General features: G+C 62.8%; 9 protein-coding genes. 5 read left to right on the top strand and 4 right to left on the bottom strand.

The annotated features are described in order from the left end of the window. Positions 1-5: 5 nt before the first annotated feature. From atuC to RGV33_RS23195, 3 genes are read right to left on the bottom strand one after another with little or no spacing between them, the layout of a single operon-like run. Positions 6-1,622 (bottom strand): geranyl-CoA carboxylase subunit beta, encoded by a 1,617-nt coding sequence (atuC, locus tag RGV33_RS23205; RefSeq protein WP_322146318.1) that lies wholly within the window; start codon positions 1,620-1,622, stop codon positions 6-8. Positions 1,623-1,625: 3 nt separating this feature from the next. Continuing rightward, positions 1,626-2,498: an SDR family oxidoreductase gene (locus tag RGV33_RS23200; RefSeq protein ID WP_322146317.1), complete on the bottom strand. Its 873-nt coding sequence runs from the start codon at positions 2,496-2,498 to the stop codon at positions 1,626-1,628. 12 nt (positions 2,499-2,510) lie between these two features. Then, positions 2,511-4,289: an acyclic terpene utilization AtuA family protein gene (locus tag RGV33_RS23195; RefSeq protein ID WP_322146316.1), complete on the bottom strand. Its 1,779-nt coding sequence runs from the start codon at positions 4,287-4,289 to the stop codon at positions 2,511-2,513. A 153-nt stretch (positions 4,290-4,442) separates the two neighbouring features. Here RGV33_RS23195 and RGV33_RS23190 point away from each other — a divergent pair, with 153 nt between their 5' ends. The 3 genes from RGV33_RS23190 to RGV33_RS23180 all read left to right on the top strand — a co-directional run bounded on the left by RGV33_RS23190 (position 4,443) and on the right by RGV33_RS23180 (position 7,033). Further along, complete coding sequence (locus RGV33_RS23190; RefSeq protein ID WP_322146315.1) at positions 4,443-5,066, top strand: TetR/AcrR family transcriptional regulator; 624 nt, start codon at positions 4,443-4,445, stop codon at positions 5,064-5,066. Positions 5,067-5,164: 98 nt separating this feature from the next. Beyond that, entirely contained in the window at positions 5,165-5,953 is a 789-nt protein-coding gene (locus RGV33_RS23185; protein ID WP_322146314.1) for a transporter substrate-binding domain-containing protein, read from the top strand. 66 nt (positions 5,954-6,019) lie between these two features. After that, positions 6,020-7,033 (top strand): GNAT family N-acetyltransferase, encoded by a 1,014-nt coding sequence (locus RGV33_RS23180; RefSeq protein ID WP_322146313.1) that lies wholly within the window; start codon positions 6,020-6,022, stop codon positions 7,031-7,033. Positions 7,034-7,825: 792 nt separating this feature from the next. Here the strand turns inward: RGV33_RS23180 and RGV33_RS23175 are convergent. Continuing rightward, on the bottom strand, positions 7,826-8,377 hold the full coding sequence (locus RGV33_RS23175) for an RNA polymerase factor sigma-70 (RefSeq protein WP_076953019.1): 552 nt from the start codon (positions 8,375-8,377) through the stop codon (positions 7,826-7,828). A gap of 278 nt (positions 8,378-8,655) precedes the next feature. Here RGV33_RS23175 and RGV33_RS23170 point away from each other — a divergent pair, with 278 nt between their 5' ends. Further along, the gene (locus tag RGV33_RS23170) at positions 8,656-9,414 is read left to right on the top strand and encodes a thioesterase II family protein (protein ID WP_322146312.1); all 759 of its coding nucleotides are present in this window, start codon (positions 8,656-8,658) and stop codon (positions 9,412-9,414) included. 59 nt (positions 9,415-9,473) lie between these two features. After that, positions 9,474-22,412, top strand: coding sequence for a non-ribosomal peptide synthetase (locus tag RGV33_RS23165; RefSeq protein WP_322146311.1), 12,939 nt, complete (start codon positions 9,474-9,476; stop codon positions 22,410-22,412). The last annotated feature ends 72 nt before the right edge of the window (positions 22,413-22,484 follow it).

Here is a 22,484-nt window from a genome sequence, read left to right as displayed (position 1 = left end):
AAGGGTTAAAACCGCGCAACACCAAAGCTGTTGGGCTGTAGTTGCCGCACTTGCGCCTCATGGCAGATGTCCAGCAAAAACCCGAGCAAGGTCCGAGTATCTCGTGGGTCAATCAGCCCGTCGTCCCATAGGTTGGCGCTGCCGTAGAGGGCGGTGGACTGGCTGTCGAGCTTCTGTGCGGTGACCTGTTCGAGCATGTCGAGCACCTTGGGGTCCGGCACCAAACCGTCTTTCAACTGCTTGGCCTCGGTGACGATCCGCAGCACCTTGCCCGCCTGGGCACCGCCCATCACGGCGGTGCGGCTGTTGGGCCAGGCGAAGATAAAACGCGGGTCGAGGCCACGGCCGCACATCGCGTAGTTGCCGGCGCCGTAGGAGCCGCCGACGACGATGGTCAATTTCGGCACCCGGGCATTGGCCACTGCCTGGATCATCTTCGCGCCATGTTTGATCACGCCTTGTTGTTCCGACTCGGTGCCCACCATGAAACCCGTGGTGTTGTGGAAGAACAGCAGCGGCGTCTGGCTCTGGTCGCACAGCTGGATAAACTGCGCGGCCTTGCTCGCGCCCTTTGGCGTGATCGGCCCGTTGTTGCCGATAAAACCGCAGGCGCGGCCCTGGATATGCAGGTGGCCGCAGACGGTGTGCGGGTCGAACTCGCCCTTGAATTCGAGGAAGTTGGAAGCGTCCGCCAATCGCGCGAGGATTTCGCGCACGTCGTAGGGCTTTTTCGGGTCGGCGGGGATCAACCCCAACAGCTCTTCAATCGGGTACAGCGGCTCGGCAAAAGCACGTGGCTGAATAACCGGCAAGCGGTCATCCCACGGCAACAGGCTGACGATCTCGCGCACGATGCGCACGCCGTCAGCGTCGTTTTCCGCCAGGTATTCAGCAGTCCCGGCGGTTTGCGCGTGCATCTGGGCGCCACCGAGTTCTTCATCGGTGGCGACTTCGCCAGTGGCAGCCTTGAGCAGCGGCGGGCCAGCCAAAAACAACTTGGCCTTGCCACGCACCACCACCACATAATCCGAAAGCCCCGGCTGATACGCGCCGCCCGCCGTGGCCGAGCCATGCACCACGGTGATCTGCGGCAAGCCCATGGCCGACATTCGCGCCTGGTTGGCGAAGCTGCGTGCGCCTTCGACGAAAATCTCGGCGGCGTAGTTGAGGTTGGCGCCGCCGCTTTCCGCCAGCGTCACCACAGGCAGTTTGTTTTCCATGGCGATCTGTTGCAGGCGCAGGGATTTTTTCAGGCCCGAGGGCGAAATGGTGCCGCCCTTGATCGCGCTGTTATTGGCCACCACCAGCATGCGCACGCCGCTGACATAGCCGATGCCCGCAATCAGCCCGCCACCGGCTGCGGTGCCGTCCTTGTCGTCGTGCAATTTGTAGCCGGCCAGGCTTGCCAGTTCGAGGAACGGTGCGCCAGGGTCGAGCAGTAAATTGAGGCGTTCGCGTGGCAGCAGCTGCCCGCGTTTGTCGAACTTCGCCTTGGCTTCAGCCGCCTTGGCCAACAGGTTTTGCTCCAGCTGGCGCAGTTGATGGACGCCTATGAGCATCGCTTCGCGGTTCTGCGCGAATTGCGGGCTGTGGGCGTCGAGTTGCGAGTCGATCACCGGCATGGCCTATTTCTCCTCCTTGAGCACATCCGGCAAGTACGCCCGGTGGAAACCATTAAAGGACACACTCGGCGGTTGCGCCTTGTGCAGTGGCCAGGCGCGGCTGCCGAGGCTGGCGGCGCCGTCGATGCGCAAGGTGCTGCCGCTGACGAACGCGGCGGCGGGGCTGAGCAAGAACACTATCGCCGCGCTGACTTCCGATTCGGTGCCGATGCGTTTGAGCGGTACATGCTCGCGCAGGGTCGGGATTACCGCCTTGAACGCGCCTTCGTAGGTGTCCATGCCGCTGGAGGCAATCCAGCCGGGCGCCACGGCGTTGACCCGTACCCCGGCGTAACCCCATTCGAACGCGGCGGTCTTGGTGAAGTTATCCATGCCCGAACGTGCCGCGCCCGAGTGGCCCATGCCCGGCATGCCGCCCCACATGTCGGCGAGCATGTTGACGATCGAGCCGCCGTGCTTGCTCATGCTCTGGTTGAACACTTCCCGGGCCATCAGGAAGCCGCCCACCAGGTTGGTGCGCAACACGGTTTCAAAGCCCTTCTGGTTGATCGACGCGAGCGGTGAGGGGTATTGGCCGCCGGCGTTGTTGACCAGGCCATGAACCGGGCCGTGCTCGTGAAGGAGCTGGCCGACCAGCGTCTTGACGGCCTCCTCATCCCGAATGTCGCAGGCCTGCCAACTGGCGCGGCCGCCGTCTTCGCTGATCTCTGCTGCGACCGTTTGCAGTTTTTCCGGTTTGCGTCCCACCAGAATCACATGGGCGCCGAGGGCCGCCAACTCGTGGGCGGTGCAGCGGCCAATGCCACTGCCGCCGCCAGTCACAATGATGGTTTGCCCCTGGAACAAATCGGCTTTGAAGATCGAGTCGAAGGCCACGGCGAGGGTCCTTTAAGTGAGTTGATCGGCAATGTGTTGCGGCACGGCAATCGGGATTTCCAGCAGTTGCTGGGCAAAGGCTTTGCCTTGTGGGTCGATGCGCAGGCTGGCGATCCCGCCGCCGCCCAAGGCGTTTTCCAGCAGGAAGTTCAGGCTGTGGCTGCCGGGCAAGTACCAGCGCTCGACACGACCGTGAATCGGGTCGAGTACGTGGCTCATCCAGTCGACGATCACTTCAGGCGTCAGCGCTTCGGCGATCCACGGCAGGTACTCGGGCTCGCGGGCGACCACGCCGATGTTGCTGTGGTTGCCCTTGTCGCCGGAGCGGGCCACGGCCAGCTTGACCAGCGGCACGTTGGCGTCGGCGCGGCCTTGGGGTTTGGGCGGGTCGATCAATGCGATTGAAGTGTTCAGCGGCTCGGCGACAGGAAGTTCGCAGGCATGCCGCTCGCCAAGAAAGTCGACCTGCAGTTCACAGGCGCTTTTATCGATCAGGAATGAAAACAGCCGAATCAGCGGATACACCGTGGGCCGCCCGCCAACGATGCCGGTAAGCCCCGGCGCCATGCCGGTCGCCGCCTGGGCGATCTCCCGGGCGAACAGCACCAGTGCCTGCTTGCTCGGGTGACGTACCGCCAGTTTCACCACCACTTCGCGGCAGTCCTGGCGTTGGGCGTGAGGGCCGTAGGTGGCTTCGCTGCCCAGCAGTTCGATGTTGACGTCGGTGTAGGGCGCCCAGCCGTGCTGGCTGAACAGCTCTGAGGTCTTGTTGATGATCGCCTGGCTGACCCGCTCGGCCTTGGCCACCGCGTCGATCCCGGCGATCAGGCAACTGGCGGTGCAGCGAAAGCCGTCCGGGTAGGTGGCGCTGACTTTGTATTGATCGGTAGGCGGCAAGCCTTTGGCGCCGTGCAGGTGCACGCGGTTTTTGCCTTGTTGCCGGAGCTTGACCTGGCTGAAGTCGCAGATTACATCGGGCAACAGGTAGGCACGCGGGTCGCCGATCTCATACAGCAGTTGTTCGGCGACGCTCAGTTCGTTGATCAACCCGCCGGTGCCGTCGACTTTACTGACGGTGAACTGGCCATCGGCGCTGACCTCCACAATCGGGAAGCCGATGTGTTCGTAGTCTGGCACCTCCCGCCAGTCGGTGAAGTTGCCGCCGGTGCACTGCGCGCCACATTCGATGATATGCCCGGCCAATGCAGCCTGGGCCAGGCGGTCGTAATCCTGCCAGGACCAGTCGAATTCATGCACCAGTGCCGCGCTGACCACCGCGCTGTCCACCACCCGGCCAGTGATGACGATATCGGCCCCCAGCCTCAGCGCCTGCACGATGCCCGGTGCGCCGAGGTAAGCATTGGTCGATATGCACATCGCCGGCAGCGGCGCGCCGCTGAACATGTCGGTGACGCCGTGCAACTGTTTGAACTGCGGTTGCAGGTCATCCCCCAGCAGCACGGCGATTTTCAAGGGGATTTGAGCCTGGTCGCAGGCTGCCTGCAACGCGGCGGCGCAGGCTTGGGGGTTGATGCCGCCGGCATTGCTGATCACGCGGATGCGCTGGCGCTGGATATCGGCCAGCAGCGGCTTCAGCACTTCGACAAAATCCGTGGCATAGCCGGCCTGGGGATCTTTCAACCGCGCCCCGGCGAGGATCGACATTGTCACTTCCGCCAGGTAGTCGAACACCAGGTAATCCAGCGCGCCGCCGTGTACCAACTGCGCAGCGGCGGTGCAGGTGTCGCCCCAGAAAGCGCTGGCGCAGCCGATGCGTACCGTCTTGTTCATGGGGTGTCCTTCCTCTTGTTTGCTGGTTTGAGACTACCAAGCAAGCGCTTGGTTTGTAAACTCTGGTCACAACTTTGTCCCAAGCGCTTGCTTGGTTGGCTGCCACGGCCTAAATTGCCGCCCAAGACGTAACCAGAAGTTAAGGAGAGCAGCATGGATGAGCAAAAAGCCCTGCGGGTGATGCACACCATGGTAGACGCCGGGCAACTGACTGACCCCGACAGTGCCCGTGGCAAGCTGCTGCAAACCGCGGCCCACCTGTTTCGCAACAAGGGTTTTGAGCGCACCACCGTGCGTGACCTGGCCGGCGCGGTAGGGATCCAGTCCGGCAGTATCTTCCATCACTTCAAGAGCAAGGACGAAATCCTGCGGGCGGTGATGGAGGAAACCATCCACTACAACACCGCCCTGATGCGCGCTTCGCTGGCCGAGGCGAGCAACGTGCGCGAGCGGGTGTTGGCGCTGATTCGTTGCGAATTGCAATCGATCATGGGTGGCAGCGGCGAGGCGATGGCGGTGCTGGTGTATGAATGGCGTTCGCTGTCGGCCGAGGGGCAGGCTCAAGTACTGGCCTTGCGCGATGTGTACGAAGACATCTGGCTGCAGGTGCTGGGAGAGGCCAAAAATGCCGGTTACATCAAGGGCGATGTGTTTGTCACCCGGCGTTTTTTGACCGGCGCCTTGTCCTGGACCACTACCTGGTTTCGCGCCCAGGGCAGCATGACCCTGGAGCAACTGGCCGACGAAGCCTTACTGATGGTTTTGAAAGCTGACTGACCCTTTGGCGCAAGCTATTAATTGTGCGGCAGAAAGTTGTCTCGATAGACAAAAACGCCTAGTTTAGGGGATCAAAGTTTTCGACGGTGTGTGCCTTGATGTTTTCGCCTTGGCGATTGGCTGCAGGACTCTCAATATTGGCGCTTGGCGCACTGTGGCTGATGCCGGCTTCGGCCGCCCAACTGGTGAGGATTGGTGCCGCGCATTTTCCGCCCTACACCGTGCGCCCGGAGCAGGGCGCCGACACCGGTTTGCTGCCGCAACTGGTGGAAGCCTTGAACGCGCTGCAAACCGATTACCAGTTTGTGCTGGTGCCCACCTCGATTCCCCGGCGTTTTCGTGATTTTGAGCAGGGCCGGGTTGATATGGCGATCTTCGAAAACCCGAACTGGGGCTGGCAGGACATTCCTCATACGGCGGTCGACATGGGCCTGGAAGACGCCGAGATTTTCGTTGCCCAGCGTGAGCCTGGCCGCGACCAGTCGTACTTCACCGATTTGGCCGGCAAACGCCTGGCGGTGTTCAGCGGTTATCACTATGCATTCGCCCACTTCAACCCCGACCCCAAGTACCTGGCGGAGCACTTCAACGCCACCTTGACCTATTCCCATGACAGCAACCTGCTGATGGTTGCCCGGGGCCGTGCCGACATCGCCTTGGTGACGCGCTCCTACCTCAGCGATTTCCTGGTGCGCAACGCCGACACGGCGGGGCAGTTCCTGGTGTCTGAACGGATTGACCAGGTGTATCACCACTTTGCATTGTTGCGGCCCAAGGCGCCCATCAGCGGGCCGGCATTTTCGGGGTTGCTCAAGCAACTGCGCGATAATGGCCAGTTGCTGAAGATCTTCGAGCCTTACCGCATCGATGTGATGCCGGTGCCGTGATCGTCTAAATTTTTGCGCTTGGCTCACGTCACTTGTTGAACTGTCGACGATTTGTGAGCCCATCCCATGTCCAATCTGAATGACCTTTCTGTCTTGCCCTTGCCGGCGGGGCCGGCCCTTGACGCTGATGAAACTGACAGCCGCCTGAGTCTTACCCTTGAGGGCCAGCCGCTGATTCGCTTGCGCCTTGAGCGTGGTGACGAGTTGCTGGTGCATTTGCAGGCGCCGGGCAGTGTGCCGGCTGTGCGTGCGGTGTGGGCGGCCTGTTATTGGCTGTTTGCCAGGGAGCCTGGGCGCCAGCGGCTGGTCTGGTGCCTTGAGCATGCGCCGGAAGATGCCTTGCGCAGCGGGTTGCTGGTGGCGACCGCAGTTGCCGGGCAGTTTTATTGTGAGCGCACGTTGTTTTGGCAATTGCCGCAGCCGTGGTTGGGGCAGTCTCTGAGTGGCGCTTATCCGCAGCAGATGATGATCAGTGGTGGCAAGCGTCATCCCTCGCGTGCGCCGAAGCCTCGGGGTGAGGTGTATCGACGGTTTGATGCGCGGTTGGGGGCGTGGGTTTCATTGCGAACGGTGGAGATTGATGTTGACCTGGCGCGGTTTAATCGTTGGCAGAACAGTGCGCGTGTGGCGAGTTTCTGGCAGGAAAGTGGCAGCCTGGAGCAGCATCGGGAGTATCTGGACAAGCTGGAAGCGGACCCGCATGCGTTGACGTTGATCGGCTGTTTTGATGATGAGCCGTTTGCTTATTTCGAGGCGTATTGGGCGAAGGAGGATCGGATTGCGCCGTTCTATGATGCGGCGGATTACGATCGCGGGGTGCATATGTTGGTGGGGGAAGAGCATCACCGGGGGCCGCATAAGGTTGCGAGTTGGCTGTCGGCGTTGGTGCATTATCTGTTTCTTGATGATCCGCGTACGCAGCGTGTGGTGGCTGAACCTCGGGCGGATAACGGGAAGATGATTGGGTATATGCAGAATCAGTGTTTCCACTGTGAGAAGGAGTTTGATTTTCCGCATAAGCGGGCGGCGTTGATGATCCTGGGGCGGGAGCGGTTTTTTGAGCGGTGTGGGTTGGTTTGATCGGGTACATATCCGTTATTTGGGTAACGGCTACTTAGGGTTCCGCTCTTACAGCGGGTCACTTTTGAAAAGCGCAAAAGTAACCAAAACGCTCTGCCCCGCCTGTCGGCACCTCGCTTAGGCTCGGTGTGCCCTCACTCCGGAATTGCTCCGCGGGCCGCCGCGACGGCCCGTCCCTGGCCCGTCGCGGCTAAACCGGCGTCCTGCCGGTTTACCCGCTCCTCAATCCCTGCGTTCGGCCTCGGGCTGAATGGGGCAGTCAGGTCAAGATCAACAGCAAGAGCACGGCGGCCTGAAAGCCGACCTGAGTGTTAAAAGCCAGGGCAAAAGCTGTAGGAGCTGGCTTGCCGGCGATGCAGGCAACTCGGTTTTTCAGACACCCCGCGGCGATGCCATCGCCGGCAAGCCAGCTCCTACATTTGAACCGTGCCCGCGTTAGCTTTTGATCTGGCTTTTAAACACTCAAGCCGGCCTGTAGGCCGCTGTGCTGTTGATCTGCTTGTGATCTTGATCTTAGGCGCCCCGTCAACCACGCTGGCCGAACGCAGGTATTACGGAGCGGGTAAACCGGCAGGACGCCGGTTTAGCCGCGACGGGCCAGGGACGGGCCGTCGCGGCGGCCCGCGGAGTAATGCCGGAGTGAGGGCACACCGAGCCTAAGCGAGGTGCCGAGTGGTGGGGCAAGAGCCTTTTGGTTACTTTTGGGCTCCTTTCAAAAGTGACCCGCCGTAAGGGCGGAACCCATCTAAGCCATCACCCAAATACCGGATACACACCCAACCGCAAAAACACTCAAACCCGCCGCGCAAACGTGTCGCTATGAGTCCCGGACACCTTGCGACAATGCACCAACGCATCCCGAATCATAAAATTCACAAGCGTCGGCGAAACCCCCAGCTCCTTGGCAATATCCTTCTGCGGCACCCCATGCAACCGGTACATCTCAAACGCATAACGCGTGCGCTGAGGCAGCTCGGTCAGCGCATCAGCGATGTTCTCCAACGTCGAAAAATTGATGTGCGAAGTCTCAGGTGAAGCACCATGAATAACCACATTCAAGCCTTCCTCTTCAGTGCCGGAATACTTCAATTCCAGCGCCTGCTTGCGGTAGTGATCAATCGCCAGGTTACGCACGATCTGGAACAAATAACTCAGCTGCGCCTTGAACGACGACGTAATGGTCGGTGCCGATTGCAACCGGAAGTAGGCGTCCTGCACCACGTCTTCGGCGCGGGATCGGCAGCCGGTGATACGCGCCGCGATCTTGACCAGGATCAGTCGGTTATCGACGAAAGCCTGGAGTAGGGGTGAGTCGCACCTGCCTGTGGATACTTGTTCCGTCATGGAATTCACCTTGTTGCAAGAGAAGGTTGGGGGAGGGCGTCCTTGCTGAGGCCTCCTACACATCGGGCAACAAATTATGCTTAATGATAATGATTGTCAAATGAGAAGACGAACTAATCTTATGCATTATCCAGTGATGTGAACCGTGTCTCGCTGACTAATTATTTCCAGGTGTCATCCGTTCTCAAGGATGAAAGGCCAGTTAACAAACCGGCCAAGGATCAGCGCCTGGAGGAGGACAAAATGGGTTTTTATCGTGTAAGCGGGAGTGGTCTGAAATGAACACACCGGCTCGATTACGCCTGTTTTGCCTGCCTTATTCCGGCGCCAGCGCCATGGTCTACAGCCGCTGGCGGCGCGTGCTGCCCGAGTGGTTGCAAGTGCGGCCACTGGAGCTGCCGGGGCGCGGCGTGCGCATGGATGAGCCACTGCAGCGCGACATCAAGGCATTGGCCGGGCAATTGGCCGATGAGATCAGTGCCGAACTAAATGGCCCCTACGCGCTGTTCGGCCACAGCCTCGGCGGCCTGCTGGCGTTCGAGCTGGCCCATGCCCTGCGTGAGCGGGGTGTACCGCAACCATTGGCGCTGTTCGCCTCGGGCACCGCCGGCCCGGCCCGTCGCGATGTGAGTGAATACGCCATCGAGAAAAACGACGAGCAACTGATCGCCCGCCTGCGCGAACTCAAGGGCACCGGCGAAGACGCGCTGGCCAATGCCGAACTGATGCAGTTGATGCTGCCGATCCTGCGGGCCGACTTCCTCCTGTGCGGCAGTTTCGAGTACGGCGAGCGTGAGCCACTGAGCCTGCCGATCCACGTATTCGGCGGCAAGCAGGACACGGTGCGCGCCGATCAACTGCTGGACTGGCAGCAAGACACCGCCAGCGGTTTTTCCCTCGATATGTTCGACGGTCACCACTTCTTCCTGGTGCAGCACGAGAGTTCTGTACTGCGCTGTGTGCGGCGTTATGCCGACGAACACCTGGCCCGCTGGCGCAATGGCGCAGCACGGCAGATGGCCCGGGCGACCGGCTGAACAAGCCCCGGCCACACATTCCCCGATTTCCCCGTAAGCCGATTTCAGGCAGGAACCCCATGATGGACGCCTTCGAACTTCCCCGCACCCTGGTCCAGTCCCTTCAACGCCGTGCCGAGCAAACCCCCGATCAACTGGCGTTGCGCTTCCTCGCCGAAACGGCCGGGCAGAACGTGGTCCTCAGTTACCGTGACCTCGACCTGCGCGCCCGCACCATCGCCGCCGCCTTGCAGGCCAACGCCGACCTGGGCGACCGCGCGGTACTGTTGTTTCCCAGCGGGCCGGATTATGTCGCGGCGTTTTTTGGTTGCCTGTATGCCGGGGTCATCGCGGTGCCGGCGTACCCGCCGGAGTCCACCCGCCGTCATCACCAGGAGCGGCTGCTGTCGATCATCGCAGACGCCGAGCCCCGGTTGCTGCTGACCACTTCCAGCCTCGGTGATTCGCTGGCACAGCTGGAGGCCGCGCCACCATTACTGTGTGTTGACCAGCTAAGTGCGGGCATCGCCACCGACTGGATGGCGCCGAACCTGGCGGACGATGACATCGCCTTCCTGCAATACACCTCCGGTTCCACTGCATTGCCCAAGGGTGTGCAAGTCACCCACGGCAACCTGGTGGCCAACGAGTTGCTGATCCGCCGGGGTTTTGGTATCGACCTGAACCCCGACGACGTGATTGTCAGCTGGCTGCCGCTGTACCACGACATGGGCTTGATCGGCGGCTTGCTGCAACCGATCTTCAGCGGTGTGCCGTGCGTGCTGATGTCGCCGGCCTACTTCCTTGGCCGGCCATTGCGCTGGCTGGAAGCAATCAGCGAATACGGCGGCACCATCAGTGGTGGGCCGGATTTTGCCTACCGCCTGTGCAGCGAGCGGGTCAGCGAGTCGGCACTCGAGCGCCTGGATTTGAGCCAGTGGCGCGTGGCGTATTCAGGTTCCGAGCCGATCCGTCTCGACACCCTGGAACGCTTCGCCGAGAAGTTCGCAGCCTGCGGTTTTACCCCGAACAATTTCTTCGCGTCCTATGGCTTGGCCGAGGCCACGTTGTTTGTTGCCGGCGGCTCCCGTGGCAACGGCATCCCGGCCCTGCGCCTGGACGAACACGCCTTGGCCGCCAACCGCGCCGAGCCCGGGCAGGGCGTTGCGATCATGAGTTGCGGCGCCAGCCAGCCTGAACACGCGGTGCTGATTGCCGACCCCGCCACCCTGGCGACGCTTCCCGACAATGCCGTGGGTGAAATCTGGGCCGCCGGCCCGAGCATCGCCCAGGGTTACTGGCGCAACCCTGAGGCCACCGCCAAGACGTTCGTCCAGCACCAAGGCCGGACCTGGCTGCGTACCGGCGACCTGGGGTTTATTCGCGAAGGTGAAGTGTTCATCACCGGCCGCCTGAAAGACCTGCTGATCGTGCGGGGCCACAACCTGTATCCCCAAGACATCGAGCAAGCCATCGAGCGTGAAGTGGAAGTGGTGCGCAAGGGCCGGGTCGCGGCGTTCGCGGTGAATGACAACGGCCTGGAAGGCATCGGCATTGCCGCTGAAATCAGCCGCAGCGTACAGAAAATCCTGCCGCCCGAAGCGCTGATCAAGGCGATTCGCCAAGCGGTGGCCGAAGCCTGCCAGGAAGCCCCGAGCGTGGTGGTGTTGCTCAACCCCGGTGGCTTGCCGAAAACTTCCAGCGGCAAGGTGCAGCGTTCGGCCTGCCGCACGCGCCTGGCAGATGGCAGCCTCGACAGTTATGCGCAGTTCCCCGGCGCGCAAGCACAGGTCGGCGATGCGGCCCTGGAATCGGAACTGCAAAGCCGGATTGCCGCGATCTGGTGCGAGCAATTGCAGGTGGCGCAGGTCGCGGCCGACGATCACTTTTTCCTGCTGGGCGGCAACTCCATCAGCGCCACCCAGGTAGTCGCCCGCCTGCGGGAAACTCTTGGCCTGGAGCTGAACCTGCGCCTGTTGTTTGAAGCGCCAACCCTGGCCGCATTCGCCGCCAGCGTCGCGCAATTGCAGCAGGACGGCGGCGTTGCCCAAGGCGCGATTCATGCCCTGTCGCGCCAGGAAGACTTGCCGCAATCCCTGGCACAAAACCGCCTGTGGATCACCTGGCAACTCGACCCGCACAGCAGCGCCTACACCATCCCCGGCGCCCTGCGTTTGCGCGGTGAGCTGGATGAAGACGCAGTGCGCTCAAGCTTCCAGCAACTGGTCCAGCGGCATGAAGCCCTGCGCACGCGTTTTTTTGAACGCGATGGCCAAGCTTTCCAGCGGGTCGATGCCAAGGCTGATTTCGAGCTGCAAGTCATCGACCTTAGCCACCTGCCTGCCGCCGAACGTGAAGCCCGCGCGAACCAGATCCGCGAAGACGCAGCCCGCACCCCGTTCGACCTGGAGAAAGGCCCGCTGCTATGGGTGACGTTGGTACGCCTGGATGACGAAGATCACCAACTGCTGGTGACGATGCACCACATCATCGCGGACGGCTGGTCGCTTACCGTATTGATCGAAGAATTCTCCCGCCTGTACGCCGCCGCGTCCCAGGGCCAAACCCTGGCGCTGCCGGCCCTGGCCCTGCAATACGCCGACTACGGCAGTTGGCAGCGCCAGTGGCTGGCCGAAGGCGAGGCCCAGCGGCAACTGGCTTACTGGAAAGCACAACTGGGCGACGAACACCCAACCCTGAGCCTGGCCACCGATCACCCGCGTTCGGCGCATCACGTACGCAGTGCTTCACGCTATAGCGTGCGCGTCAGCGCGAGCCTCAGCGAGGCCATTCGCAAGACCGCCCAAACTCACGAAGCCACGCCGTTCATGCTGTTGCTGGCGGCGTTCCAGAGCCTGCTCTATCGCTACAGCGGCCAGCGCGATATACGCATCGGCGTGCCCAACGCCAACCGTGCGCGCCAGGAAACCCAAGGCCTGATCGGCTTCTTTATCAACACCCTCGTATTGCGCGCCGAACTGGATGCACACCTGCCATTCGCCGATTTGCTCGCGGCAACGCGAACTGCGGCGCTGGGCGCCCAGGCCCATCAAGACTTGCCGTTCGAGCAACTCCTGGAAGCCTTCCCCCAAGCCCGCGAGCAAGGCTTGTTCCAGGTGATGTTCAACCACCAGCAACGTGACCTCGGCGCGTTGCGCCGCCTGCCGGGCCTGCTCGCCGACGAGCTGGCGTGGCACAGTCGCGAAGCCAAGTTCGACCTGCAACTGCACAGCGAAGAAGACCGCAACGGCCGCTTGAGCCTGTCGTTCGACTACGCCGACGAACTGTTCGAAACTGTAACGGTGGAGCGGCTGGCCGAGCATTTCATCAACCTGCTGCAAGCCGTCTGCGAACAACCGCAGCAGGCCATCGGCGACGTGCAACTGCTGCACGCCGACGAACGCATCCAACAAGGTCAGTGGAGCGCAGCGCCGTGCACACCGGCGCAGCACTGGCTGCCGGAGCAACTCAACCAACAGGTCTCGGACCGCACCGCACTGGTGTGGCAGGACGCTAGCCTAACCTTCGCCCAACTGCACACCCAGGCCAATCGCCTGGCCCATTACCTGCGGGACAAGGGCGTCGGCCCGGACGTGTGCGTAGCGATCGCCGCCGAGCGTTCGCCGCAACTGCTGATCGGCCTGCTCGCGATCATCAAGGCCGGCGGCGCCTACGTGCCGCTGGACCCGGATTACCCGGCCGAACGCCTGGCCTACATGCTCAAGGACAGTGGCGTGCAACTGCTGCTGACCCAGACCTCGCTGCTGGAACAATTGCCCACGGCGCAAGGCGTGTGCGTTATCGCCATGGACAGCCTCAAGCTCGACAGCTGGCCGACTCACGCGCCGGGCCTGCACCTGAACGGCGACAACCTCGCCTACGTGATCTACACCTCCGGCACCACCGGCCAACCCAAGGGCGTGGGCAACACCCATGCCGCGTTGGCCGAGCGTTTGCAGTGGATGCAAGCCACCTACACGCTGGATGAAACCGACGTACTGATGCAAAAGGCACCTATCAGTTTTGACGTGTCGGTGTGGGAGTGCTTCTGGCCGTTGATCACCGGTTGCCGTCTTGTATTGGCGGGCCCGGGTGAGCATCGCGATCCGCATCGTATTGCCCAACTGGTGCAGGAACATGGCGTGACCACGCTGCACTTTGTGCCGCCGCTGTTGCGCCTGTTTGTCGATGAACCTTTGGCCGCCGAATGCACCAGCCTGCGTCGTCTGTTCTGCGGCGGTGAGGCGCTGCCGGCCGAGTTGCGCAACCGGGTGCTGGCGCAGTTGCCGACGGTGCAATTGCACAACCGTTATGGCCCGACCGAAACCGCGATCAACGTGACGCACTGGCGTTGCCAGGCGCAAGACGGCGAGCGTTCGCCGATTGGCCGACCATTGGGCAATGTGGTTTGCCGGGTGCTGGACGATCAGTTCAATCTGCTGCCGGCGGGTGTGCCGGGGGAATTGTGCATCGGCGGTATCGGTTTGGCGCGTGGTTACCTTGGCCGCGCCGGGCTGACTGCCGAACGGTTTGTCGCCGACCCGTTGGGCGAGGCGGGCACACGCCTGTATCGCACGGGTGATCGGGTGCGCTGGGGCGCCGACGGTGTGCTGGAATACCTCGGGCGCCTGGATCAGCAGGTAAAACTGCGGGGCTTTCGCGTCGAGCCGGAAGAAATCGAAGCCCGTCTATTGGCCCTCGATGGCATCGCCCAAGCGGTGGTGCTGGTGCGCGAAACCGCTGCCGGTGCGCAGTTGATCGGTTACTACACCGCCAACCAACCGCTGAACGAACAGGAGGTAAAAACCGCCCTGGCCGCCGAGTTGCCGGAGTACATGGTCCCGGCGCAACTGATGCGCCTGGACGCAATGCCCCTGAGCCCCAGCGGCAAACTCGACCGTCGCGCCTTGCCGGAGCCGGTGTGGCTGGTGCGTGAACACGTCGAACCTGAAACAGCGCTGGAGCAGCAAATCGCCGCGATCTGGCGCGAAGTCCTGGTTCTGCCACGCATTGGCCTGCGCGACGACTTCTTCGCCCTTGGCGGCCATTCGCTGCTGGCCACCCAAATCATTTCCCGCACCCGCCAGGCCTGCGACGTCGAGCTGGCGTTGCGCACGCTGTTCGACACCAGCGAATTGGGTGCTTTCGCCGAGCAGGTCCGCCTGGCCCAGGCCATGGGCCAACGCAACCAACAACTGGCCATCGGCAAGGTCGACCGCAGCCAGCCGGTGCCGCTGTCCTATTCCCAGCAGCGCATGTGGTTCCTCTGGCAGATGGAGCCGGACAGCCCGGCGTATAACGTCGGCGGCATGGCGCGACTGCGCGGGGTGTTGGACGTGGGGCGTTTCGAGGCGGCATTGCAGGCCTTGATCATGCGCCACGAAACCCTGCGCACCACCTTCCCGAGCATCAACGGCGTGGCGCAGCAGAAGGTTGCGGCGCAAACCGGCGTGCGTATGGAGTGGCAGGATTACTCGGCGCTCAATGAAGCCGAGCGCCAGTTGCGTGTGCAGCAACTGGCCGACCATGAGGCCCACACACCGTTTGACCTGGAGACCGGCCCACTGCTGCGAGCCTGCCTGGTCAAGGCCGGCGAACAGGAGCATTACCTGGTGCTGACCCTGCACCATATCGTCACCGAAGGCTGGGCCATGGACATCTTTGCCCGTGAACTCAGCGCGCTGTACGAAGCGTTCATCGACGACCGAGAATCGCCACTGGCGCCGCTGCCGGTGCAATACCTCGACTACAGCGTATGGCAGCGCCAGTGGCTGGAGTCCGGCGAACGCCAGCGCCAACTGGATTACTGGACCGCGCAGCTGGGCACCGAACACCCGCTGCTGGAACTGCCGGGCGACCGTCCGCGGCCGCCGGTGCAAAGTCACCAGGGCGAGCTGTACCGTTTTGATTTGAGCGACGACCTTGCTGCCCGCGTGCGTGCCTTCAACGCCGAGCGCGGCCTGACCCTGTTCATGACCATGACCGCCACCCTCGCGGTATTGCTCTACCGCTACAGCGGCCAGACCGACCTGCGCATCGGCGCGCCGGTGGCCAACCGCATTCGCCCGGAAAGTGAAGGGCTGATCGGCGCGTTCCTCAACACCCAGGTGCTGCGTTGCCAGCTCAACGGGCAGATGAGCGTCGGTGAATTGTTCGACCAGGTTCGCCACACTGTGATCGAAGGCCAGTCCCATCAGGACCTGCCGTTCGACCATCTGGTGGAAGCCCTGCAACCACCACGCAGTGCGGCGTACAACCCATTGTTCCAGGTGATGTGCAACGTGCAGCGCTGGGAATTCCAGCAGAGCCGCACGCTGGCCGGGATGACCGTCGAGTACCTGGCCAACGATGCACGCGCCACCAAGTTCGACCTCAACCTGGAAGTCACCGACCTCGACCATCGCCTGGGTTGCTGCCTGACCTACAGCACCGACCTGTTTGACGAGCCGCGCATTGCCCGCATGGCTGCGCACTGGAAAAACCTGCTGGAAGCCTTGCTCGCCGATCCGCAACAGCGCCTGAGCGAGTTGCCGTTGCTGGAGGCTGGCGAACAGCGCGCCCTGCAACACAGCCTGGGCATTGAAGCCGGCGAGCACCGTCTCGACCAGTGCATTCATCACCTGTTCAGCGAGCAAGCCCTGGCCCGCCCCGATGCACCAGCGTTGACCTTTGCCGGGCAGACCCTGAGCTACAGCGAACTCGACGGCCGTGCCAATCGCCTGGCCTGGATGCTGCGTGAGCGCGGCGTGGGCCCGCAGGTGCGGGTTGGCCTGGCGCTGCCACGTTCGCTGGAAATGGTCGTTGGCCTGCTGGCGATCCTCAAGGCCGGCGGTGCCTATGTGCCGCTGGACCCGGAATACCCGCAGGACCGCCTGCACTACATGATTGAAGACAGCGGCATCGGCCTGTTGCTCAGCGATGCGGCGATGTTCGACGCGCTGGGCGAGCTGCCCGCCAGTGTCGGCCGCTGGTGCCTGGAAGATGACCTGCCGACCCTGGCCGAGTACCCAGCCGGCGAGTTGCCTTTTATCAGCCTGCCACAGCACCAGGCGTACTTGATCTACACCTCGGGTTCCACCGGCAAGCCCAAGGGCGTGGTGGTGTCCCACGGTGAGATCGCCATGCATTGCAAGGCGGTGATCGAACGCTTCGGCATGCGCCCGGATGACTGCGAGCTGCACTTCTATTCCATCAATTTCGACGCCGCCACCGAGCGTTTGCTGGTGCCGCTGCTCACCGGCGCCCAGGTGGTGTTGCGTGCCCAGGGCCAATGGGATGCGGAAGAAATCTGCGGGCTGATTCGTCAGCACCGCATCAATATCCTTGGCTTCACACCAAGCTACGGTAGCCAGTTGGCGCAATGGCTGGCCACGCAAAACCAGACGTTGGCGGTGCGCATGTGCATCACCGGCGGTGAAGCCCTGACCGGCGAACACTTGCAGCGCATTCGCGCCGCGTTCAAGCCGGCGCTGTTTTTCAACGCCTATGGCCCGACTGAAACGGTGGTGATGCCGCTGGCCAGCCTGGCCCCGGACACACTGGAAGAGGGCGCCGGCAGCGTGCCGATCGGCAGCATCATCGGCGCGCGTGTGGCCTACATTCTTGACGCGGACCTGGTCCTGGTGCCGCAAGGCGCGACTGGCGAGCTGTACATCGGCGGTGCCGGCCTGGCCCAGGGTTATCACCAGCGTCCGGGCATGACCGCGGAGCGGTTTGTCGCCGACCCGTTTGCCACGAACGGCGGTCGCTTGTATCGCACCGGCGACCTGGTGCGCCAGCGTGCCGATGGCCTGGTGGAATACCTCGGTCGCATCGATCACCAGGTGAAGATTCGCGGTTTCCGCATCGAGCTGGGGGAAATCGAAACCTGCCTGCTGGAACACGCAGCGGTGCGGGAAGCGGTGGTGTTGGCGCTGGACTCACCGAGCGGCAAACAGTTGGTGGCCTATCTGGTCAGCGACCACGAGCAGGGCGCGTTGCGTGAATCCCTCAAGGCGCATCTGAAAGCGCAACTGCCGGACTACATGGTGCCTGCGCACCTGATCGTCCTCGACAGCATGCCGCTGACCGCCAACGGAAAACTTGACCGCCGCGCCTTGCCGCAACCGGACCCCGAGGCGAATCGTCAGCAGTACGTGGCCCCGCGCAACGAGCTGGAGCAAACCCTGGCAGCCATCTGGTGTGCGGTGCTGAACGTGCAACAGGTTGGCCTCGACGATAACTTTTTCGAGCTGGGCGGCGACTCGATCCTGTCGATCCAGGTGGTCAGCCGGGCGCGGCAGGCGGGGATTCATTTCAGCCCGCGTGACCTTTTCCAGCACCAGACGGTGCAAACCCTGGCTGCCGTGGCGACCCGCACCGAGCAGGTGATCGCCGAACAGGGCGTGTTGAGCGGCGCGTCCGGGCTGACACCGATCCAGCACTGGTTCTTCGACACCGACATCCCGGAGCGCCAACACTGGAACCAGGCATTGCTGCTGGAGCCGGTTCAGGCCCTGGAACCCCATCGCCTGGAACAAGCGTTGCTGGCGGTGCTGGAACATCACGACGCCCTGCGCCTGAGCTTTACCCAGCGCGACGCCCAATGGCACGCCGAACACCTGGCGGTGCCGAAAGGCGGCCTGCTGTTGCAAGCCCAGGTGGCGGACATGGCGCAGTGCAGCGCGCTGTTCACCGACACCCAGCGCAGCCTCAACCTTGCCCATGGCCCGCTGTTGCGTGCCCTGCTGGTAGACGGCCCGCAAGGCCAGCGCCGGCTGCTGATCGCAGTCCATCACCTGGTGGTGGACGGGGTTTCCTGGCGGGTATTGCTGGAAGATTTGCAGACCGTGTACCGTCAATTGAGCGACGGCCAGCCGGTCAACCTGCCGGCCAAGACCAGCGCCTTGCGCGACTGGGCGGCGCGCTTGCAGGCGTATGCCGGCAGCGAGTCCCTGCGTGAAGAACTCGACGTGTGGCAGCAGCAGTTGGCCGGACCCGCCGTCGAGTTGCCAGTGGACCGCCCGCAAGGTTCGCTGCGCAATCGCGACGCCGATACCGTCAGCGTGCGCCTGGATGCCGAGCGCACCCGCCAGTTGTTGCAGCAGGCGCCGAGCGCCTACCGCACCCAGGTCAACGATTTGCTGCTGACGGCCCTGGCCCGTGTGCTGTGCCGTTGGAGTGGCCATGAATCCGCATTGATCCAGCTGGAAGGCCACGGCCGCGAACCGCTATTCGACGAGATCGACCTGACCCGCAGCGTGGGCTGGTTCACCAGCGCCTACCCGTTGCGCCTGACCCCGCCGCACATCGAAGAAGCCGCCGGGCAGGGTGCCTCGATCAAGGCGATCAAGGAGCAACTGCGCGGCGTGCCCCACAAAGGATTGGGTTATGGCGTGCTGCGCTACCTGGCCGACGGCTTGTGCCGCCAGACCATGGCCGCGTTGCCGACGGCCAGTATCACCTTCAACTACCTCGGCCAGTTCGACCAGAGTTTTGGCGCCGACGCGCTGTTCCACCCGCTGGACGAATTCGCCGGGATCGCCCATGACCCGGACGCACCGTTGCCCAACGAACTGAGTGTCGACAGCCAGGTGTATGGCGGTGAACTGGTGCTGCGCTGGACCTTCAGCCGCGAGCGTCACCACAGCCACACCATCGCGGAACTGGCAGACGCATACCTGGCGGAACTGCAAAGCCTGATCGAGCATTGCCTCAAGCCAGGCGCGGGTGGCCTCACGCCGTCGGACTTCCCGCTGGCGCACCTCACGCAAGGGCAACTGGACGCGCTGCCGGTGCCGGCCAATGCCATCGAAGACGTGTACCCATTGACCCCGATGCAGGAAGGCTTGCTGCTGCACACCCTGCTGGAACCGGGCACGGGCCTCTACTACATGCAGGACCGCTACCGCATCAACAGCGCCCTGGACGCGGAGCGGTTCGCCCAGGCCTGGCAGGCGGTGATCGCCCGTCATGAAGCCTTGCGCGCCTCGTTCTGCTGGAACGTCGGCGAAGACATGTTGCAGGTTATCCACAAGCCTGGCAGCACGCCGATCGAGTACCTCGACTGGAGCCAGGAGCCGGAAAGCGAGCAGGAACCGCGTCTGCAAGCGCTGCTGAAAAGCGAGCGTGAAGCCGGCTTCGATCTGCTCAACCAGGCGCCGTTCCACCTGCGGTTGATCCGCGTGGGCGAGGCGCGTTACTGGTTCATGATGAGCAACCACCACATCTTGATCGATGCGTGGTGCCGCTCGCTGCTGATGAACGACTTCTTCGACATCTACATGGCCCTGGGCGAAGGCCGCGAGGCGCAACTGTCGACACCACCGCGCTACCGCGACTATATCGCCTGGCTGCAACGCCAGAATCTCGCTGAGGCGCGCCAGTGGTGGCAGCAGAACCTGCAAGGGTTCGAGCGCACCACGCCGATCCCGAGCGACCGGCCGTTCCTGCGCGAACATGCCGGCCACAGCGGCGGCATGGTGGTAGGCGACTGCTACACCCGCCTCGATGTGCGCGACGGCGCGCAATTGCGCGAGCTGGCCCAGGCTCATCAATTGACGGTGAACACCTTCGCCCAGGCGGCGTGGGCCCTGGTGCTGCGGCGCGTGAGTGGTGAGCGCGACGTGCTGTTCGGCGTCACCGTGGCCGGGCGCCCGGTAGAAATGCCCGAGATGCAGCGCACGGTCGGGCTGTTTATCAACAGTATCGCGTTGCGGGTGAAGCAGCCCGAAGACGATCAACCGTGCAGCGTGCGCCAATGGTTGAGCGGCCTGCTCGACAGCAATATGCAACTGCGTGAGTACGAGTACCTGCCGCTGGTGACGATCCAGGAACACAGCGAACTGCCCAAGGGCCAGCCGCTGTTCGACAGCCTGTTCGTGTTCGAAAACGCCCCGGTGGAAGTCTCGGTGCTGGACCGTGCGCAGAGCCTGAACGCCACCTCGGATTCCGGGCGGACCCACACCAACTTCCCGCTGACGGCCGTGTGTTATCCGGGGGATGACCTGGGCTTGCACCTGTCCTACGACCAACGTTATTTCGATGAAACCACGGTGCAGGGCATGCTCGGTGAGTTCAAGCGTTTGCTGCTGGCGCTGGTGCAGGGCTTCCATGGCGACATGGCCGACTTGCCGCTGATTGGCGAGCAGGAGCGTGAATTCCTGGTGGACGGCTGCAACCAGAGCGAGCATGCGTATCCGCTGGGGCGCAGTTACGTCGAGCTGTTCGAAACGCAGGTGGCACAGCATCCACAACGGGTTGCCGCCAGTTGCCTGGATCAGCAATGGAGCTATGCCGAACTGAACCGGCGCAGCAACCGCCTGGGGCAGGCGCTGATTGCGGCGGGTGTCGGGCTGGATCAGCCGGTGGCCTTGCTGGCCGAGCGTAATCTGGATTTGCTGGGCATGATCATCGGCAGCTTCAAGGCCGGTGCGGGTTACTTGCCGCTGGATCCGGGGCTGCCGAGCCAGCGCCTGAGCCGGATCATCGACCTCAGCCGTACGCCGTTGCTGGTGTGCACCGAGGCTTGTCGGGAACAGGCGGATCTGTTGCTGGAAGAGTTCGCCTGTGGCTCGCGGCCGAAGTTACTGGTGTGGGAGGAACTGGTCGGCTCAGAGGAAAACCTCGGGGTCTACAGCGCGCCGGACAACCTCGCCTATGTGATCTACACCTCGGGTTCCACCGGCCTGCCCAAAGGCGTGATGGTCGAACAGCGCGGCATGCTCAATAACCAATTGAGCAAGGTGCCGTACCTGAACCTGAGCCAGGACGATGTGATCGCCCAGACCGCCTCGCAGAGTTTTGATATCTCGGTGTGGCAGTTCCTCGCGGCGCCGCTGTTCGGGGCGCGGGTGGACATTGTGCCGAACGCCATTGCCCATGATCCGCAAGGCTTGCTGGCGCACGTCCAGGCCCAGGGTATTACTGTGTTGGAAAGCGTTCCGTCGCTGATTCAGGGCATGCTCGCCCAGGACCGCATGAGCCTGGATGGCTTGCGCTGGATGCTGCCGACCGGCGAGGCGATGCCGCCGGAGTTGGCGCATCAGTGGTTGCTGCGTTATCCGGAAATTGGCCTGGTTAACGCGTATGGCCCGGCGGAGTGTTCGGATGACGTGGCGTTCTTCCGTGTCGACCTGGCGTCGACCCGTAGTACCTACCTGCCGATTGGCACGCCGACCGACAACAACCGGTTGTACCTGCTGGATGGTGCGTTGGAGTTGGTGCCTCAAGGTGCGGTCGGCGAGTTGTGCGTGGCCGGGACTGGTGTGGGTCGTGGTTATGTCAGCGACCCGCTGCGCACGGCGCAAGCGTTTGTGCCGAATCCATTTGGTGCGGACCGGTTGTATCGAACAGGGGATTTGGCCCGCCGTCGCAGTGATGGGGTGTTGGAATATGTCGGGCGCATCGACCATCAGGTGAAGATTCGCGGTTATCGGATCGAGCTGGGTGAAATCGAAGCGCGCCTGCATGAGCAACCGCAAGTGCGGGATGCGGCGGTAGGTGTGCAAGAGGGCGTCAACGGCAAGCACCTGGTGGGTTACCTGGTGGCGGCGGATGCGCAGCTCAATCCCGGCGAGCGCCTTGATCGCATCAAGCAACGCCTGCGGGCCGAGCTGCCGGAGTACATGGTGCCGTTGCATTGGTTGTGGCTGGACCGGTTGCCGCTGAACGCCAACGGCAAGCTGGACCGCAAGGCCTTGCCGGCGCTGGAGATTGGGCAGTTGCACAGCCAGGATTATCTGGCGCCGCGCAATGAGCTGGAGCACACGTTGGCCGGGATCTGGGCCGAGGTGCTGAAAGTGGAGCGGGTGGGTGTGCAGGACAACTTCTTTGAGCTGGGCGGGCATTCGTTGCTGGCTACGCAGATTGCTTCACGGGTGCAGAAGACGTTGCAGCGGGATGTGCCGTTGCGGGCGATGTTCGAGTGCGGCACGGTGGAGGAGTTGGCGGGGTATATCGACGGGCTTGCGGCGAATGAGATCAGCGCCGAGAAGGTGGATCGGTTGAGTGATTTGATGGCGGAGCTGGAGGGTTTTTAACTCGGATCGCAACGCGCCACTCGTCGGGTGGCGCGGTTTTTGAGGTTCGAACTGTGAATTCTGACAGTAGGC

The organism is Pseudomonas sp. Bout1 (genome assembly GCF_034314165.1).
In the GTDB taxonomy this organism is placed as follows: domain Bacteria; phylum Pseudomonadota; class Gammaproteobacteria; order Pseudomonadales; family Pseudomonadaceae; genus Aquipseudomonas.
The sequence above is the reverse complement of the archived record's forward strand: the minus strand, read 5'-3'. Positions and strand labels throughout refer to the sequence as shown.

Bases quoted from the DNA above. Each gene is read 5' to 3' on its own strand.
- RGV33_RS23175 (WP_076953019.1), bottom strand. From the start codon at position 8,377: ATGACGGAACAAGTATCCACAGGCAGGTGCGACTCACCCCTACTCCAG.
- RGV33_RS23185 (WP_322146314.1), top strand. From the start codon at position 5,165: ATGTTTTCGCCTTGGCGATTGGCTGCAGGACTCTCAATATTGGCGCTT.
- RGV33_RS23165 (WP_322146311.1), top strand. From the start codon at position 9,474: ATGATGGACGCCTTCGAACTTCCCCGCACCCTGGTCCAGTCCCTTCAA.
- RGV33_RS23180 (WP_322146313.1), top strand. From the start codon at position 6,020: ATGTCCAATCTGAATGACCTTTCTGTCTTGCCCTTGCCGGCGGGGCCG.
- RGV33_RS23170 (WP_322146312.1), top strand. From the start codon at position 8,656: ATGAACACACCGGCTCGATTACGCCTGTTTTGCCTGCCTTATTCCGGC.
- RGV33_RS23190 (WP_322146315.1), top strand. From the start codon at position 4,443: ATGGATGAGCAAAAAGCCCTGCGGGTGATGCACACCATGGTAGACGCC.
- RGV33_RS23195 (WP_322146316.1), bottom strand. From the start codon at position 4,289: ATGAACAAGACGGTACGCATCGGCTGCGCCAGCGCTTTCTGGGGCGAC.
- atuC (WP_322146318.1), bottom strand. From the start codon at position 1,622: ATGCCGGTGATCGACTCGCAACTCGACGCCCACAGCCCGCAATTCGCG.